The sequence below is a fragment of the Ralstonia mojiangensis genome (genome assembly GCF_023955645.1).
GTDB lineage: Bacteria > Pseudomonadota > Gammaproteobacteria > Burkholderiales > Burkholderiaceae > Ralstonia > Ralstonia mojiangensis.
Genome location: NZ_JAMXHU010000002.1, coordinates 274730 through 292426 on the forward strand (window position 1 = coordinate 274730; position 17697 = coordinate 292426).

The following is a 17697-nucleotide window of genomic DNA, read 5'->3' on the forward strand; positions in this document are numbered from 1 at the left end:
CGCCCAGTTTTGGTGCGCCGCACAACTCCGGCGCTGGAAACGCACCAGTCGCGCGCGGCGTTCCGGACCTCAACCGCCGAGTTCAGAACCCCAATCGCCGAGCTAGAAACCTCGCGCGCCGAGTTCCGAGCCTCAACCGCCGAGCTAAAAGCCTCGCACGCCGAGCTCTGAGCCCCAACGGCCGAGCTCTGAGCCTCAACCGCCGAGCTAAAAGCCTCACACATCGAGTTCCGAGCCTCAACCGCCGAGCTAAAAGCCTCACGCGCCGAGCTCTGAGCCTCAACCGCCGAGCTAAAAGCCTCGCGCGCCGAGCTCTGAGCCTCAATCGCCGAGCTAAAAGCCTCACGCGCCGAGCTCCGAGCTCGGAACGCCGAGCAAAAAGCTCGGCGCGTGGAGCTCCGAACTCGGATAGCCGAGCCCCATCCCTCAACGTTGGCATACCCCTTGCAAGTGTCGCTGCGAAGCCGGTGCCAACGTGGGTATCGGCACGGGACAACGGCGTCCCGATGCACGGCAGCGCGACCCTCTTTGCGGATGGGCGGCAGTCCTGCGTCGGGACGCCTTTTCTTTGGAGCCATGGATGGCCGCGCCAGACAAGACCGACGCTCTCGTCAACCCGATCAACCCCAAGCGCCGCAGCATCATGAAAGCCGCGGCGACGATTGCAGGAGGCAGTGCCGTGGCATTGATCGATCCGCTGGTGCGTGCCGGCGCCTGGGCCGCCGGCTCCGATGCGCCCGAGAAGACGGAGCTGAAGGTCGGCTTCATCCCGCTCACGGACTGCGCCTCGGTGGTCATGGCCTCCACGCTGGGCATCGACAAGAAGTACGGCATCAAGATCACGCCGTCGAAAGAAGCCTCGTGGGCGGGCGTGCGCGACAAGCTGGTATCGGGCGACCTGGATGCGGCGCACGTGCTGTACGGCCTGATCTACGGCGTGCAGCTCGGCATCGGCGGCCCCAAGAAGGACATGGCCGTGCTGATGACGCTCAACAACAACGGCCAGGCGATCACGCTGTCATCCAAGCTCAAGGAAGCAGGCGTGAAGGATGGCGCGTCGTTGAAGGCCGTCATGGCGAAGGACAAGCGCGAATATGTGTTCGCTCAGACCTTCCCGACCGGCACGCACGCGATGTGGCTGTACTACTGGCTGGCTGCGCACGGCATCCACCCGCTGCAGGATGCGAAGGCGATCACCGTGCCGCCGCCGCAGATGGTCGCGAACATGCGCGTAGGCAACATGGATGGCTATTGCGTGGGCGAGCCGTGGGGTGCCCGCGCAATTGCAGACAACATCGGCTTTACCGCCGAGACCACACAGGCCATCTGGAAAGACCACCCGGAGAAGGTGCTGGGCACCACGGCAGAGTTCGTGCAGAAGTATCCGAACACGGCGCGTGCGCTCACGGCTGCGGTGCTGGAGGCAAGCAAGTTCATCGATGCGTCGGCGTCGAACCGCCGCAAGACGGCCGAGACCATCGCCGCCAAGTCCTACGTCAACACCGACATGGACATCATTCTCGACCGCATGCTCGGCCGCTACACCAATGGCCTGGGCAAGACGTGGGACGACCCGGACCCGATGCGCTTCTATCACGACGGCGCGGTCAACTTCCCGTATCTGTCGGACGGCATGTGGTTCCTCACGCAGCACAAGCGCTGGGGGCTGCTGAAAGCGCATCCGGATTACCTGGCCGTCGCCAAGCAGGTCAACCGCATCGACATCTTCAAGCAGGCGGCAGCCGCCACCGGCACGCCGCTGCCCAAGAGCGACATGCGCACGGCCAAGTTGATCGACGGTGTGGTGTGGGATGCGAAGAACCCCGCCGCATATGCCGACGGCTTCAAGCTGAAAGCCTGACGCCTCCGGCCTTCCGAATTTCTGATTGCGGTCCCTCACATCGATGGAGCCCGACATGAACACGCTCGTCAAGACGTTGTCCGGCGTGCAGTCCGACGCCGCCCCTGAACGCCGCAGCTTTGCCGTGCGCGACTGGTTTGTCGCCGCCGTGGTGCGCGGCTTTCCACCCGTGCTGGGCTTGGTGCTCTTTGTGCTGGCGTGGCAGGGCATTGCCACGGCCATCCCCGCATTGCCGACACCAGCGGTGACGTGGAAAGCAGCGGTCGCGCTGTTTGCCGATCCGTTCTACCGCAATGGCCCGAATGACCAGGGCGTGGGCTGGAACGTGCTGGCGTCGCTGGCGCGCGTGGGTGCGGGCTTCGGCATGGCCGCGGTCATCGGCATTCCGGCAGGCTTCCTGATCGGGCGCTTTGCGTTTCTCAACGCGATGGCCTCGCCCATCATCAGCCTGCTGCGGCCGGTGTCGCCGCTGGCGTGGCTGCCGATTGGGCTGCTGCTGTTCAAGTCGGCCAACCCGGCGGCCATCTGGGCCATCTTCATCTGCTCGATCTGGCCGATGGTGATCAACACCGCCGTGGGCGTCACGCGCGTGCCGCAGGACTACCTGAATGTGGCGCGTGTGCTGAACCTGTCGGAGTGGAAGGTGTTCACGCGCGTGCTGTTTCCGGCGGTGCTGCCGTACATGCTGACGGGCGTGCGGTTGTCCATCGGCACGGCGTGGCTGGTCATCGTGGCGGCGGAAATGCTCACCGGCGGAGTCGGCATCGGCTTCTGGCTGTGGGATGAATGGAACAACCTGAAGGTCGAGCACATCGTCATCGCGATCTTCGTGATTGGTGTGGTTGGGCTGCTGCTGGAACATGCGCTGCTGGCGATTGCGCGGCGCTTCTCGTACGACGCGGTTTGAGGACATTGGGGGAGCGCCATGACAGACAAATTCCTGCGCATTGAAAACGTCGGGCAGACGTTCAAGACCAAGCGCGGCCCGTTCGTCGCCCTGCGCGACATCGACCTGACGGTGGCGCGCGGTGAGTGCATCGCGCTCATCGGGCACTCGGGGTGCGGTAAGTCGACGTTGCTTAACCTGATTGCCGGGCTCACGCGGCCGACCACGGGTGGGTTGATCCTGGCCGAGCGCGAGATTGCCGGGCCAGGGCCGGATCGGGCGGTGGTGTTTCAGAACCACTCGCTGCTGCCGTGGCTCACGTGCTTTGACAACGTGTATCTGGCCGTCGAACGCGTCTTCGGCAAGACCGAGACCAAGGCGCAACTGCGTGAGCGCACACATGCGGCGCTGGCGTTAGTGGGCTTGTCGCATGCCGAGCAGAAGCATCCGCATGAAATTTCTGGCGGGATGAAGCAACGGGTGGGGATTGCGCGGGCGTTGTCCATGGAGCCGAAGGTCTTGCTGATGGATGAGCCGTTTGGGGCGCTGGATGCGCTCACGCGGGCGCATCTGCAGGATGAGCTGCTGAAGATCGTGGCGGCGACCGGCAGCACGGTGGTGATGGTGACCCACGATGTGGATGAGGCGGTGCTGCTGGCGGATCGCATCGTCATGATGACGAATGGGCCGGCTGCGACGATTGGTGAGGTGTTGACGGTGGATTTGCCGCGGCCGCGGGATCGGATGGCGTTGGCGGAGGATGCGACTTATCACGCTTGTCGGACGGCGGTGTTGGATTTTCTGTATCGGAAGCAGAGGCATCCGGTGGCGGAGGCTGCTTGAGATTTGTTGTTGGGTTTTGGTTTTGATGTTGGTGGTCCATCCCCCTTTCGTCCCCGCTGGGGCCGACTCACTTTTCTTTGTCTTGCCAAAGAAAAGTAAGCAAAAGAAAGGCGCGCCCGAGATGGCGACTTCCCCTTGAATTTATGTCGCAGGGAGGGGAAGGGAAAAACTCGCTGCGCTCAGACAGTTTCCCTTCCTTTTTCCTCCCTGCAACAGAAATTCAAGGCGCCATCTAGGGCAGGAACGTCAACGGCCAAACCGGCGTGGTTTGGGCGTTTGCGTAGACCTCCAGCGTTGGTGGTGGGTGGGCGGTTCGCTCCGCTCCCTGCTTGGTGGCTCGGTTGCTTGATCCTTGGTGGGCTCTCTGGCTGGGTGGGTGGAGGGCCCTTCTGGTACAAATGCGGGGCGAGCTTTGGCCCTGCTGCGTTTCTCTCCAGGGCGGTTCGCTGTGCCAAGCCAGGAGAGTGATCGAGTGGATACCGAAGCGTTCTTCAGGAAGGTCCGGACCTATGCGGAAATCTCGGAAGAGGCGGAGCGGGCGTGGGCTGCTCTGCTTCAACCCCGGCAATACCGGAGAGACGAGTCGCTCGTCGTGGCGGGGGACGTGCCGACGCGGTTCGCGTTTGTTCTGGAGGGCCTGTTCTTCCAGCACTATGTCGGCCCGGAGGGTGACATGGTCATCAAGTACTTCTTTCCGGAGGGCCGGATTGCCGGGTCGGTCAGTGCGACGCTGCTTGGCAAACCGAGCCAATTTACGATCACCGCTATCGAAGACTGCAGCGTCCTGGAGTACGAATTCGCAGCGTTTCGATCGTTGACTGCACAGTTCCCCGATATTGCGGCGTTCTACATCCATTACATGGAGCGCCACTGGATCATCGAAAAGGAACCCGTCGAAATCGCCTTCCGTCACGACAGCGCGATGAAGCGCTATCGCAACTTCATCGACAGTGAGCCCGATCTGCACAGGCGTCTGAAGCAGCATCACATCGCGGCTTGGCTGGGCATCACCCCGGAAAGCCTGAGCCGCCTGCGCAAAGCGATTGCCTTGGGTGTGGGATAGGCCGGATGGCGTCTTACCAATAGTCAATGCGCCAAGAAGGTTCGCGCCCGTATCGTTCGGTCAGGCAAGCGTAGTGCTCGCCCCCAACCCAAGGAGACCTGTCATGACCAAGTCGATCTTTGTGAACCTTCCCGTCGCAAACCTGCAGCAATCCAAAGCCTTCTACGAAGCCCTCGGCTTCACGAACAACCCGCAGTTCACCGATGACACGGCCGCCTGCATGGTGTGGAGCGAGTCGATCTTCGTGATGCTGCTCACGCACGCAAAGTGGCAAACGTTCACCAGCCGCCCGCTCCCGCAAAGCGGATCGAGCGAAGTGATGCTCGCACTGACCTGCGACAGCAAAGACGCCGTCGACCAAATGAACGATGCAGCAGTGAAATGCGGCGGCACGGCCGACATCAACCCGAAGCAGGACCTGGGATTCATGTACGGCCGCGCCCTGGCCGACCTGGACGGCCACATCTGGGAAGCTGTGTGGATGGACCCGGCAGCGATGAGTTCGTGACGCCCCGGGCGCCGGGGCAACGACAAGCACATCGCCACGCCCCGCCCACCGCCGGTGTGGCCGTTGACGTCCCTGCCCTAGATGGCGCCTTGAATTTCTGTTGCAGAGAGGAAAAAGAGGGGAGGCCTGTCTGAGCGCAGCGAGTTTGCCTCCCCTCCCTCCCTGCGACAGAAATTCAAGGAGTCTTTCGCCATCTCGGGCGCGCCTTTCTTTGCTTACTTTCTTTGGCAAGACAAAGAAAGTGAGTCAGCCCCGGCAGGGGATGAAACAAGGGATGCACCGCCAACAAGAAAACATCCCACGTCCCACGCTAGCGCCAGCCCAAACCCCAGCGCTATGATCAAACCCACACAAACACCCCGCCCAGCACCCTGATGCCCGCTCCCCCCATCCTCCCCGCCACCGCCAGTGAAGACGCCTCCACCACCGGCCCCTTCCCCGCAGCCCGCTTCATCAAGGAAATCGGCCGCGGCGCAGACGGCGCCCGCGCCCTGGTCAAGCACGACGCCCGCGCGCTTTTCAGCGCCATGCTGGAAGGCCGCATCTCCGACGTGCAGCTCGGCGCCATCCTGATGGCCTACCGCATCAAAGGGGAGACGCCGGAAGAACTCGACGGCATGCTGGAAGCCACGCATGCGCACTGCCGGCCGCTGCCGGCACCGGATACGCCTGATCGCGCGTTGCCGGTCGTCATCCCCAGCTACAACGGTGCCCGCCGCCAGCCAAACCTCGTGCCGCTGCTGGCCAAGCTGCTGGCGCGCGAAGGGGTGCCGGTGCTGGTGCATGGCATTCGCCGCTTCGACGGCCGCATCACCACGGCCGCGCTGTTCGAAGCGCTTGGCTGGCCCGTCTGCGAACACATGGACGACGCACGCGAGCGCCTGGAGAGCGATCGCCTGGCCTACGTGCCGATCGACGTCCTCTCTCCCGAGCTGGCGTCGCTGCTGGACAAGCGCGAGATCGTCGGCCTGCGCAATTCGGCCCACACGGTGGTGAAGATGCTGCAGCCCATTGGCGGACACGCTCCGCACGAGGCGCTACGGCTGGTCAGCTACACGCACCCGGAATACCGCGACACGCTCACCGACTACTTCCTGCGCCATCCGGCCAATGTGCTGCTCGCACGCGGCACCGAAGGCGAGGCGGTGGCTGACGCGCGTCGCGGCAGCGCGGTGGAGTGGCTGCACGACGGATCACACGAAACCGTGATTGAAGCAGTGGAAGGATCGAGCGACGCGCCGCCTGAATTGCCTGCGGGGACGGACGTGGCGGCAACGGCGCGGTGGATTGAAGCGGTGCTCGACGGCAAGCAGCCGGTGCCGGAGCCGATCGCCAAGCAGGTCCGCGCGATCGTGCGGTGTGCACGACCGGCGCAGGCTGCCTGATCGATCGCTCGGTCTTACTTGGACGGCAGCGGAATGCGCTCCGTCTCGCCCGGCACGTGGGCGAAGGTGTCGCTCTCCCAGCGCTGCTTGGCGTCTTCAATGTCGGCCTTGTCGCTGGCGACGAAGTTCCAGTAGATGTGGCGGTGGCCGTCGGTCGGGTCGCCGCCCAGCAGCATCACGCGTGACGATGCCTGCGCGGTGAGCGTCACGTCGCCGCCGGGTTCCAGCACGGCGAGGTGCTGCGGGTCGAGCGCCTCGCCGTCGATGGTGACGGCGCCGTCGACGAGATACAGCCCGCGGTCTGCGTGCTCGGGCGGAATCACCAGCGACGCACCGGCCGCCAGTTCCAGCGCCACGTACAACGTGCGCGAACTCACCTTCACGGGCGACGTCAGCCCAAACGCATCCCCCGCAATGACCACGCCCTGCACGCCAGGGCATTCGAGCTTGGGCAGCGTGTCGGCCGCGTGGTGGGCGAAGCTGGCTCCCACCTTTTCCTGATCCTTCGGCAGCGCCACCCAGGTCTGGATGCCATGCACGCGCGCGCCCTTTTCGCGCCCTTCCGGCGAGGAACGCTCGGAGTGGACGATGCCGTTGCCGGCCGTCATCCAGTTCACGTCGCCGGGCGTGATGGTCTGCACGCTGCCGAGGCTGTCACGGTGGACCATGCTGCCGTCGAACAAATACGTGACGGTGGCCAGGCCGATGTGCGGGTGCGGGCGCACGTCGATGCCCTCGCCGGGAGCGAAATCCACGGGGCCCATGTGGTCGAAGAAGATGAACGGCCCGACCGTCTGGCGCGCCGCCGAGGGCAGCACGCGCTTGACCGAGAAACCGCCCAGGTCGCGCACGTGCGGACCAATGATGTGCTGAATGGAAGTCATGACGGAAAGCTCCTCAGGCGCGCTCGGCAAGTTCGGTATCGACGCTGATCTCCACCTCGGTCATCAGCTTGTGAATGGGACACTTGCCGGCCACACGCAGCAGGTCGGCGCGTTGCTCGTCGCTCAGATCGCCGTGCAGGGTCAACACGGTGCGCAGCTTGTAGCGGCCCTGGCGCTCCTGGCTGCCGTCGTGCTCGACGGCCACATCGATCGAATCGAGCGGGTACTTGCGCTGGCGTGCATACAGCGTCACGGTCAACGCCTTGCAGCTTGCCAATGCTGCATCAAAGTAGGCGTGCGGATCGGGCGCACTGCCCTCGCCTGCCGGCTTGGGCACGTCGGTGTAGGTCACGCCCTCGGGGAAGGTGATCTTGTGACGGAAAAGGCCTTCGGTGTCCTTGCTGACGACGATGGTCATGACGGCTCCTGTAACGGTGTCTGCGATGTCCGGGCAGTGTAGCTAACTTGCGTGACGGCACGGGAGGTGAGCCCATGTGCGGGGTGCACCGCATTCAATGACCCGTCGATCACGCGACATTGCAGACATGGCAATTTGGCCCACCCATTTGGGTGGAAACGCTCAAGCGGCGCGGTTTTCCGCCGATCTTCCGGTTAGAAGACATCCGCCCTGAAACCGCCCCGCTTACGCCTCACCTGCATGGTTCCTCGCCGGCCGCTTGTCGCCATTGCCGGCGGCATCGGTTTCCTCCTCGTCCTTGTCGGGCTGACCGTGATGGTCGGCTGGCTGCAGCATTGGCCATGGGCAGTGAAGCTGGGCACGGACCGGCTGCTGATCGTGTTCGCCACGGGGATCAACCTGACGCTGCTGGGCGCTGGCCTGGGGGCGCTGCTGGTCGGGACGGTACGACCCAACGCCCGCTGGGCAGACCTGACGGCACGCGGGCTGAGTGGCGCGGTGGCGTTGCTGTCTACGCTGCGGCTGGCCGAGATGATCACGGGATGGCCGATCGGGCTCGATTTTCCTGGCCTGCACGCCTGGTTCGACCGCCAATGGGTGACCGGATGGATTGGCGGGATGCACCCCAGCCACGCGCTGGCGATGGCCGCATCGGCGACGGCCCTGAGCCTCGTCCCCTCGCTGCACAAACCGCACCGCGCGCGGTGGTTCTGTGGGCTCCTCGGCCTAGCGATGCTGCTCTGCGCCGGCGACCTGCTGGGCCGCGCCATGGCACTCGAATATCTGTATCCGGCGTGGCTGCGGTGGCGCGCCTCGGACGTGGCTGCCGTGTGCTCGCTGCTGGTGGTCACGGGCGTGCTGTGCGCCGCGGTGGCCCGGCATCCTGGCCTGTTGCGCCTGCGCTTGTCGCCGGAAGACACCATCGTTTGGATCAGCGGCGGCTGTGTGGTGGTGGCAGGGCTGGGGGCCACCATCACGGCGTTCATCATCCAGGTGGATAGCGCCACCCTGACATTCGGTACCACGCGGGCCCGTGCGCTTTCCAGCTACGCTGAAGAATTCGACCAACTGCTCGCCATGCGTGCAGAAAACCCGCGCCTGGTGGCTGCTGCCACGCACATCCAGGAAGTGCTGCGCCATCCGGCCGACAACGCAGCGCGCCTGCGCAGCGCGAGCGCGCTGCAGGCGTATCGCGAGCAAGGTTACTCGTACCTGCAACTGCGTACGCTCGCCGGCGAGGGCATCGTCAGCCTGGGGACGCAAACGCTTGAACCCGAACTGTCGATACCGCTGCACGCCGGCCTCGCGCCCGAGCGCGTCACGCTGCAATGGGTACATGGTTTTGCCATGCGCACCGAAACACCGGTCATGGCAGACGGCATGCAGATCGGCTGGCTGGTCGCCGAGCAACCGCTCGCCCACATGACAGGCCGCTACACCAACCAACGCGGCACGGGGATGACGGAAACCCTGGCGATGTCGGGCTTTGATGCGCGCGGCCGCGCCATGTCGTTTCCGCAGCGCTTTGACGCGTATGTGTTCGAGCTGCCGCAGCTTACGGTCGATCATCGGCCGCTGCCGTCACGCCTGGCGCTGGCGGGCGAGGCCGGCTACGGCCAGTGGCAGGACATCCACGGCAGGCCGACGTCGTTCAGCTACACGCCCATCGGCCACACAGGTCTGGCGCTGATCAGCAAGATCGCCAGCGCCGAGCTGTATGCCCCGATGCGTGTGCAGTTCGAGCGGCTGGCGGCCTTCATGCTGTGCCTGATGATTGGCAGCGTGCTGGCCATTCGCCTGACGGTACGGCCGTTTGCCAACCGGCTCGCCGCATCCGAACGTGCGCTGCGCACCGCCAACGAAAGCCTTGAGCGCCGCCGTGACGCCCTGCGCGCCAGCCGCGAACAACTGCGCCTGGTGGCCGACAACGTGCCCGCGCAGCTCAGCTATGTCGACCCCGACGGCATCGTCCGCTTTGCCAGCCGCACGCTGCTCGAAGCGTTCGGCCGCGATGAAGACGAGATGCTCGACCGCCACGTGCGCGACATCTACGCCCCCGAGGACTACCGCACGCTGCTGCCCTACATGACGGAGGTGCTGGCCGGCTACCCGGTGCAGTTCGAGATCCAGTCCATGCGCACCGGCGTGCCCCGCTATCTGAGCGGCCACTACTTTCCTGACTACGATGATCGCGGCACGCTACGCGGCTATTTCTCGGTGCTGCAGGATCTGACGGCCCGCACGAGTGCCGAGCTGGCCCTGGGGCGCAGCGAACGCGCGCTCAAGCTCGTGCTCGACAACGCGCCGCTGCTGGTGTCGCACATCAACCCCGACGGCGTCTTCACCTTCTGCAACGTCACGCATGCGCGCTGGCTGCAGCGCACGCCCGAGGAGGTCTGCGGCCAGATGCCGGAGCGGGTGTTCACGCCGGGCACGTACGCCTTGCTGGCACCGTATCTGGTGCGCGCCCAGCGCGGAGAATCCGTCCAATTCGAGATCACGGCGCCTTGGTACGAAAAGCCGCACGCCAACGGCCCGCGCAGCCGCACCCGGCATTTCCGCGGCCAGCTCGTCCCCGATGCCGGAGAAGCACGCGACGGCCGCTGCGGTTTCTACGCCTTCGTGCAGGACGTGACCGAAGCCAAGCGCAGTGAGATGGAGCTTTCGCGCATGGCGCGCTTTGATGCCCTCACCGGCCTGCCCAACCGCTACGAACTCTACGAGCGCCTGCGCGCCGCGCTGGAACGCCGTCAACGCCTGCCTGCGCCGCTGGGCGTGCTGTATCTGGACGTGGACCATTTCAAGCACATCAACGACACCTACGGCCATGCTGCCGGCGATGCGGTGCTGTTAGAGGTCGCGCACCGCCTGCAACGTGCCGTGCGCCGCACAGACACCGTCGCCCGCCTCGCAGGTGACGAGTTCATCATCTTGCTCGACCCCATCGACGCCCCGGACGATGCGCTGCACACGGCGCAGAAGATCGTTGGCGCGATCCGCCCTCCCATCCACCTGCCCGATGGCACGGTGCTCCACGTCACAACGAGCATCGGCGTGGCCTGCCCGGGCCCCGAAGTACGTGACCCCGATGCCGCCCTACGCGAAGCCGATCGCGCACTTTACTGGGCGAAGTCACGCGGCCGTAACACCGCGGCATAGACGAGAACCGATACCGACCGCTACGGTCTATGACTGGGTGCGGCGCCCTTTTTGTTGCGCCGCAAACATCACACTATTGAAGAATCAACCCTGATTTACGGGAACTATTAACCGGACAAAAATGTCCTATTAGCACTCATCCGGTTGGAGTGCTAAGATGCCTTTCCAAACCTCCACTGGATTTCGACAGGAGTCCTGAGTGAACGCAGTCATCCCCGTGAATACCGTTTCCGCAATCGCCACCCAGCCGTCCGGCAACGCCGGTAATGGATGGGCGCTGGCGTTCCCCGGCAACCTGGGCAACATCGACGCTTATATCCAGAGCGTCAACCGTGTGCCGATGTTGACGGCTGAAGAAGAACAGCGTCTGGCCCGCGAATACCGCGACAACGACAATCTCGATGCCGCCCGCCGGCTGGTGCTATCGCACCTGCGCCTCGTGGTGTCGATCGCCCGCGGCTACCTCGGTTACGGCCTGCCGCATGCCGACCTGATCCAGGAAGGCAATATCGGCCTGATGAAGGCCGTCAAGCGCTTCGACCCGGATCAAGGCGTGCGTCTCGTCTCGTACGCGATGCACTGGATCAAGGCCGAGATGCACGAGTACATCCTGAAGAACTGGCGCATGGTCAAGGTGGCCACCACCAAGGCCCAGCGCAAGCTGTTCTTCAACCTGCGCAGCCACAAGCAGGATGCGCAGGCGACCTTCACATCGGATGAGATCGACGCCGTAGCGGCCGAGTTGAACGTCAAGGGCACAGAAGTGCGCGAGATGGAAACGCGCCTCTCGGGCGGCGACATCGCGCTGGAAGGCCAGATGGACGACGGCGAAGAGTCGTTTGCCCCGATCGCCTATCTGGCGGACACGCACAACGAGCCGACCCGCGTGATCGAAGCTCGCGGCAACGACCGCATGCAAAGTGAAGGCATCGAAGCTGCCCTCGCCAAGCTGGACGACCGCAGCCGCCGCATCATTGAAGCCCGCTGGCTGAACGTGAATGACGACGGATCGGGCGGCTCGACGCTGCACGAGCTGGCCGACGAGTTTGGTGTGTCAGCCGAGCGCATTCGCCAGATCGAATCGGCCGCGATGAAGAAGATGAAGGGTGCGCTGCAGGCCTTCGCCTAAGCTGCCCGCCTCGCCATAAAGAAAGCCCGCCAATTTGGCGGGCTTTTTCTTGGAGCGGCGATCGGAGATCAGTCGGCCAGCAATTGCTTGATGTCGTGGGCGATCGGCTCAGGGCCCTGGCCGTGCTTGATGAACAACCGCAGGTTGCCCTTTGGATCAAACATGTAGCTGCCGGCGGTGTGGTCCATGGTGTAGTTGTCGGGCGAGCTGCCCGGCACCTTGCTGTAGAACACCTTGAAGTCGGACGCGACCTTCTTCAGCTCAGCTTCGTTTGCCGGACGCAGGCCAATGAAGCGCGGATCGAACGCAGGCACGTACTTGGCCAGCAAGTCTTGCGTATCGCGCTCCGGGTCGACGGTGACAAACAGCACCTGGACGCGGTCGGCGTCTTTGCCGAGGGTTTCCATCACAGCGCGCAGTTCGGCCAGCGTGGTCGGGCAAACATCCGGGCAATGCGTGTAACCGAAGAACATAACGACGACCTTGCCGCGGAAATCTTCGAGTGTGCGGCGCTTGCCGGTGTGGTCCGTCAGCGAGAAATCGGTGCCGAAGCTCTTGGACCCAGTGATGTCGAGGTTCTTGAAGGCGGGTTTGTCGCTGCACGCCGTCAGCGCCAGCACGGCGACGGCCAGCATGGCGAAGAGCGCGGCGCGGAGGTGTCGGAAAGAGAGCATGGTCATCGTGTTGGAAACAGACCGCCTAGCGTACCGCCAACGGCACATGCTTGCTGGCGGTGCCGTGCGTCACAGCGCCGCGCTTTGCATGAGCGCCGGGCCGAACTTGAAGTAGTGATCCACCAGCAGTGCGGCAAACAGGATCGACAGATAGATGATCGAATAGCGGAAAGTCTTCTGCGCCAGCGCGTCCGAATATTTGCGGTACATGCGCCACGCATACGAGAGGAAGCCGAAGCCGAGCACCAGCGCTGTCGCCAAATAGATATAGCCGCTCATGCCGTAGACGAACGGCAGGATGGTCGCGGCGATCATGATGAGCGTGTACAGAAGGATATGCAGCAGCGTGTATTTCTCGCCGTGCGTGATCGGCAGCATCGGCAGGCCGGACTTTGCGTAGTCTGCGCGGCGGTACAGCGCGAGCGCCCAGAAGTGCGGCGGCGTCCAGGTGAAGATGATCAGCACAAGGATCCACGCTTCGGCCGGCACGCTGTTGGCGACGGCCGCCCAGCCCAGCGCCGGCGGCATCGCTCCAGACAAGCCGCCGATGACAATGTTCTGTGGCGTGGCCGGCTTGAGCAGCAGCGTGTAGATGATCGCGTAGCCGATGAAGGTGGCGAATGTGAGCCACATCGTCAGGTCGTTGGCGAACACGTGCAGCGTCCACATGCCCGCTCCGCCCAGCACCACCGAAAACACCAGGATCTGGCGCGTGCCCAGCTCGCCGCTGGCTGAGGGACGCCAGGCCGTGCGGCGCATCATCGCGTCGATCTTGCGCTCGACAAGGCAGTTGATGGCGAAGGCAGCGCCGGCAAACAGCCAGATGCCGACCGCGCCGCCAATCAGCACCGGCCACGGCACCATGCCCGGGGTGGCCAGGAACATGCCGATCACGGCGCAGAACACGGCAAGCTGCGTGACGCGCGGCTTGGTGAGCGCCGCATACTGCGATGCGGTCGTTCGCCAGCCAGGAAGTTGAGTGGAAGTTGTTGGGGTTGCCACGGTATTCATAAAAAACGGTCAGACAGCTTTCAGACGACGGCGGCCGCCACAGGCATCGGCGCCCGCGCTTGTGCGAGCCCGATCAGATAATGCAGACGCACCATCAGCAGCAGCAGCACAGCCGCGCCGCCGTTATGCGCCACGGCAGCCAGCAACGGCCAGCCCAGCACGATGTTCGAAAGGCCGGTTGCCAATTGCACGGCCAACACGACGAGCAGCACCGTAGCGACACGGCCGATGCCGCCAATGCGACGCGCACGCAGGCCCAGCCACGCCAGGTGGCTCAGCACAGCGACTGCAAACACGCGGTGCGTCCAATGGATAGCCACCAACGCATCGTGCGAGATAAAGTCACCGCCGGCGGTCTTGCCGAGCTGACGCCAGAACGTGAAGCCGTGCGCAAAGTCCATCGGCGGCACCCACTGGCCGTTGCACAGCGGAAAATCTGTACAGGCCAGCACAGCGTAGTTCGTGCTGACCCAGCCGCCCAGCGCAATCTGCACGACAAGCAGCGCGAGCCCGATGGCCGCCGCAACGCGCAACGAGGCACCACGTTCATCCACCACACGCGGCACATCATTCTTGCAGCCGAGCCAGATCAGCGCGGCCAGCAACGACATGCCCAGCAGCAAGTGCGTCACCACGATTGCCGGCTGCAGTTTGAGCGTGACGGTCCAGGCGCCAAAGGCCCCCTGCACGCATACGAGCGCCAGCACGGCTGTCGCATACCACGGGGATTGTTTCAGCTCCTTGCGCTTGACCCACGCCAGCACCACCAGCGTGATGATCAGAACGCCCAACGCAAGCGCAAAGTAGCGATGCGTCATCTCGATCCACGCCTTCATCCACGTGACGGGGCCACTCGGCATGGCGGTCTGCGCCGCATGGATGTCGTCACGAGCGTGGAACGGGTTGGACGTGCCGTAGCAACCTGGCCAATCCGGGCAACCAAGACCCGAATCGGTCAGACGCGTGAAGCTGCCGAACATGATGAGGTCCAGCGTCAGAAAGGCTGTGATCCACACCAGCTTGCGGTACTTGTTGCGATCCCCTTTGACCAGCACGTAGCACAGCGGGATCAACGCGATCAGGATGCCGATAGAGGCAAGTTGCAGCAGCATGGCTTATCCGATGCGCGAATACTTCAGCAGCCGCGTCATGTCTGCGCGCACCTTCTTCGGGTCCGGATCTTTCGGAAACTGCATCATCAGGTTGCCAAGCGGATCGACCAGGAAGAGGTGATCCGTGGGCGGCGTCTTACCATCGGCAAGCCAGTTCTTCGGCAACTCAGGCGCCCGCAGGAAGCGCACGGCGCCGTAATCGTCGTTGTAAGCCTTGATCAGACGCGGGTCGATCTCCCCGCGGTCAGTCACCAGCCAGACAGGGACGATGCGGTCGCGGTCCGGCCCCTGGCCGATACGCAGTTGGCGCATGGTGAAGAGCTTGCGCGCGCAGTTGTCGTCGCAGGCGCTGCCATCCACGGACACCATCAACCATTTGCCCTTGAGGCTAGCGAGGGGCACTTCAGTGCCGTGCTCGTCTTGCACCATCAGGCCCGTCGGAATGGGGCGCTGCGGCTCGACCAGCGCGCCATACGCCGCCTTGCCGCCGGCTGGCGTGAAAACGTAATACGCAAGGTACGACGCGATTACCGGCGACGCGCACACGAGCAGGAGGAACAGCATCATCAAGCGGCCGCGACGCGTGCGCGCGTCGATGCGCGGGTCTTCGGACGCGCCAAGAGTGCCGGGCGCGCCGGGTGCGGATTCCTGATTCACCATGTGATTCCCAGTACATTCAGCTGCGGCACTAAGCCGCAACGCGAGTTCGTATTCAAACGGGCTCCGAGGCGCCCGCCAAGCGGCGATAACGCCGCACGCTGTAGAAGACCATCAGCCCAAGCACCGCCGCTGCCATCGCAAACCACTGGAATGCGTAGCCGTAATTGCGATCGGCGCCCAAGTCTGCACGCGGCCAATCGCGCAACAGGCCGTCCTGCGCGTCGGATTGCTGCTGCACCACAAACGGTTGGAGCGGCACGCCGATTTCGCGCGAGAAAGCGTCGAGGTCGATATTCTGCCTAAGTCGCTGGCCGACTTCATCCGCGCCATCCTTGCGGCCCAGGCTGAAGACCCGGCTGGCATGTGGCACCGCCATCCCTTCGACCTGCACTTCGCCCGCCGGCGTGCTGTATGGCGCGATGCGCGTGCGGTCGGCCGGATCGCGCGGCAGCCAGCCCCGATCAACCAACACAGCACGCCCGCCCGCCCCTTCCAGCTTGAGCGGGATGAGCACCTCAAAACCGGGGCGCGATACGTCGTTGGTGACGTGTGGGCGATTTTCCAGCAGCACCGTGTGCGCCGCGTCGAACGTTCCACGCAGCAGCACCGGTCGGTACATCACTGAATCTGCCGTCACAGGTTGAGCAGTGATGCGTTGGGCGGGCGCATTTTCCAGCGCCACGATGCGGGCCTGCCGCTCGATGCGCTCATGCGCACGCGAAAGCTGCCAACGCCCGAGCGCGCACGTGAGCGCAATCAGCGCCACGCCCGCCAGCATCGGCACGGGCGCAAACCAACGCCACATCGGCACGCGCACGGTCATTGCGCAGCCTCGGTGCGATAATGCTCGGCAGCCATTTCCAACCCTTCGTCGCCCAACCCGCAACCCTCCATGCGCATCGTCGTTGCCATTGCGTTTCTGCTGATCCTGGGCAGCCTTGCCTCCGCACTGTTCTTCCTGATGCGCGACAAGGGCCACAGCAACCGCACCGTTCGCTCGTTGATGTTCCGCGTCGGGTTCTCGATCGCGCTATTCATCTTCATCTTGGTCGCGAACCGGCTGGGGTGGATTCACAGTACCGGCATCCGCTTCGGCCAATAGCCGCAGCAAATCGCTCACGCCAGAAAAACGAAAACGCCGCAGCGGTGTCCCGTCTGCGGCATTGTCTTCGCCCATCGTGGCGCGGGGCTACGGAGCGGCGCAAAGGGCGCCACTCCAATCCCATACAGCCTTACAGCCAGTACACCACCACGTACAGACCCAGCCACACCACGTCCACAAAGTGCCAGTACCACGCGGCACCCTCGAACGCGAAGTGATGCTCCGGCGTGAAGTGGCCCTTGATCACACGACCCAGCACCACCGACAGCATGATCGCGCCCATCGTCACGTGGAAGCCGTGGAAGCCGGTCAGCAAGAAGAACGTTGAACCATAGATACCGGAGGTCAGCTTCAGGTTCAGTTCGTGATAGGCGTGGATGTACTCGAACGCCTGGAAACCCATGAACGTGAAGCCCAGGAGGATCGTCAGCAGCAGGCCCTGGATGACCTGGGCACGCTTGCCTTCACGCAGCGCATGGTGTGCCCACGTGAGCGTCACACCGGAGGTCAGCAGCAGCGCCGTGTTGATGGTCGGGATCGGCCACGGGCCCATCGTCGTGAATGGAGCGACCGTGCCGGCCGGGCCGGCGTTCGGCCACAGCGCGTTGAAGTCGGGCCACAGCAGCTTGTTGTTCAGATCGCCGAGCCAGGGCATGGCAATCGTGCGGGCATAGAACAGCGCGCCGAAGAACGCCGCGAAGAACATCACTTCCGAGAAGATGAACCAGCTCATCGACCAGCGGAACGACGCATCCACGCGGTCGCCGTACTTGCCGGTCTCGGATTCAGAGATGGCGTCGGCAAACCACGCACGCAGCACGAAGAGGAACCACAGCAGGCCGATCAGGAATGTCCAAGGCGCCCAGGGCTGAGCATTCACCCATGCAGCGGAGCTCAACAGCACGATCAGCAGGCCGAGGCTTGCCGTAATCGGATGCCGCGACGGCCCGGGCACGAAGTAGTACGGAGCGTTTGCTCGATTCGCACTCATCTCTTTTTCTC

17 protein-coding genes are annotated in these 17697 nt (G+C 64.0%); 9 read left to right on the top strand and 8 right to left on the bottom strand.

Annotated features, from left to right (window positions below; all coding sequences use genetic code 11):
* Nucleotides 1–580: 580 nt before the first annotated feature.
* The 6 genes from NG898_RS08010 to ybiB all read left to right on the top strand — a co-directional run bounded on the left by NG898_RS08010 (nt 581) and on the right by ybiB (nt 6546).
* Nucleotides 581–1861: a CmpA/NrtA family ABC transporter substrate-binding protein gene (locus tag NG898_RS08010; protein WP_252691846.1), complete on the top strand. Its 1281-nt coding sequence runs from the start codon at nt 581–583 to the stop codon at nt 1859–1861.
* 55 nt (nt 1862–1916) lie between these two features.
* Nucleotides 1917–2768 (top strand): nitrate ABC transporter permease, encoded by an 852-nt coding sequence (gene ntrB / locus NG898_RS08015; RefSeq protein WP_252691847.1) that lies wholly within the window; start codon nt 1917–1919, stop codon nt 2766–2768.
* An 18-nt stretch (nt 2769–2786) separates the two neighbouring features.
* The gene (locus tag NG898_RS08020; protein WP_102064436.1) at nt 2787–3590 is read left to right on the top strand and encodes an ABC transporter ATP-binding protein; all 804 of its coding nucleotides are present in this window, start codon (nt 2787–2789) and stop codon (nt 3588–3590) included.
* Between the two features lie 472 nt (nt 3591–4062).
* Nucleotides 4063–4653 (top strand): Crp/Fnr family transcriptional regulator, encoded by a 591-nt coding sequence (locus NG898_RS08025; RefSeq protein ID WP_252691848.1) that lies wholly within the window; start codon nt 4063–4065, stop codon nt 4651–4653.
* A gap of 103 nt (nt 4654–4756) precedes the next feature.
* The gene (locus NG898_RS08030; RefSeq protein ID WP_252691849.1) at nt 4757–5161 is read left to right on the top strand and encodes a VOC family protein; all 405 of its coding nucleotides are present in this window, start codon (nt 4757–4759) and stop codon (nt 5159–5161) included.
* 374 nt (nt 5162–5535) lie between these two features.
* The gene (gene ybiB, locus NG898_RS08035) at nt 5536–6546 is read left to right on the top strand and encodes a DNA-binding protein YbiB (protein ID WP_252691850.1); all 1011 of its coding nucleotides are present in this window, start codon (nt 5536–5538) and stop codon (nt 6544–6546) included.
* Between the two features lie 14 nt (nt 6547–6560).
* Here the strand turns inward: ybiB and NG898_RS08040 are convergent, their stop codons facing one another.
* Together NG898_RS08040 and NG898_RS08045 are read right to left on the bottom strand one after the other, a co-directional pair.
* Nucleotides 6561–7430 (bottom strand): pirin family protein, encoded by an 870-nt coding sequence (locus NG898_RS08040; RefSeq protein WP_252691851.1) that lies wholly within the window; start codon nt 7428–7430, stop codon nt 6561–6563.
* 13 nt (nt 7431–7443) lie between these two features.
* Nucleotides 7444–7848, bottom strand: coding sequence for an OsmC family protein (locus NG898_RS08045; RefSeq protein ID WP_252691852.1), 405 nt, complete (start codon nt 7846–7848; stop codon nt 7444–7446).
* Between the two features lie 240 nt (nt 7849–8088).
* Between NG898_RS08045 and NG898_RS08050 the strand changes: the two genes are divergently transcribed.
* Together NG898_RS08050 and rpoH are read left to right on the top strand one after the other, a co-directional pair.
* On the top strand, nt 8089–11007 hold the full coding sequence (locus NG898_RS08050; RefSeq protein ID WP_252691853.1) for a diguanylate cyclase domain-containing protein: 2919 nt from the start codon (nt 8089–8091) through the stop codon (nt 11005–11007).
* Between the two features lie 235 nt (nt 11008–11242).
* Nucleotides 11243–12136: an RNA polymerase sigma factor RpoH gene (rpoH, locus tag NG898_RS08055; protein WP_392397851.1), complete on the top strand. Its 894-nt coding sequence runs from the start codon at nt 11243–11245 to the stop codon at nt 12134–12136.
* Nucleotides 12137–12204: 68 nt separating this feature from the next.
* Here the strand turns inward: rpoH and NG898_RS08060 are convergent, their stop codons facing one another.
* The 5 genes from NG898_RS08060 to NG898_RS08080 form a co-directional block, all read right to left on the bottom strand.
* Nucleotides 12205–12810, bottom strand: a complete 606-nt coding sequence (locus NG898_RS08060) for an SCO family protein (protein WP_252691854.1) — start codon at nt 12808–12810, stop codon at nt 12205–12207.
* 69 nt (nt 12811–12879) lie between these two features.
* On the bottom strand, nt 12880–13821 hold the full coding sequence (cyoE, locus tag NG898_RS08065; protein WP_024976743.1) for a heme o synthase: 942 nt from the start codon (nt 13819–13821) through the stop codon (nt 12880–12882).
* A gap of 20 nt (nt 13822–13841) precedes the next feature.
* Nucleotides 13842–14933 carry a COX15/CtaA family protein gene (locus tag NG898_RS08070; RefSeq protein ID WP_252691855.1) on the bottom strand — a complete coding sequence of 364 codons (1092 nt, stop codon included), beginning with the start codon at nt 14931–14933 and terminating at the stop codon, nt 13842–13844.
* Between the two features lie 3 nt (nt 14934–14936).
* Nucleotides 14937–15593 (bottom strand): SCO family protein, encoded by a 657-nt coding sequence (locus NG898_RS08075; RefSeq protein WP_252691856.1) that lies wholly within the window; start codon nt 15591–15593, stop codon nt 14937–14939.
* A gap of 52 nt (nt 15594–15645) precedes the next feature.
* Complete coding sequence (locus NG898_RS08080; protein ID WP_252691857.1) at nt 15646–16416, bottom strand: SURF1 family protein; 771 nt, start codon at nt 16414–16416, stop codon at nt 15646–15648.
* A gap of 69 nt (nt 16417–16485) precedes the next feature.
* Between NG898_RS08080 and NG898_RS08085 the strand changes: the two genes are divergently transcribed.
* A complete protein-coding gene (locus NG898_RS08085) occupies nt 16486–16695 on the top strand; it encodes a twin transmembrane helix small protein (RefSeq protein WP_024976747.1) in 210 nt (69 codons plus the stop codon).
* A gap of 130 nt (nt 16696–16825) precedes the next feature.
* Here NG898_RS08085 and NG898_RS08090 read toward each other — a convergent pair whose 3' ends face one another.
* On the bottom strand, nt 16826–17686 hold the full coding sequence (locus NG898_RS08090) for a cytochrome c oxidase subunit 3 (protein ID WP_045202471.1): 861 nt from the start codon (nt 17684–17686) through the stop codon (nt 16826–16828).
* Nucleotides 17687–17697 lie beyond the last annotated feature (11 nt).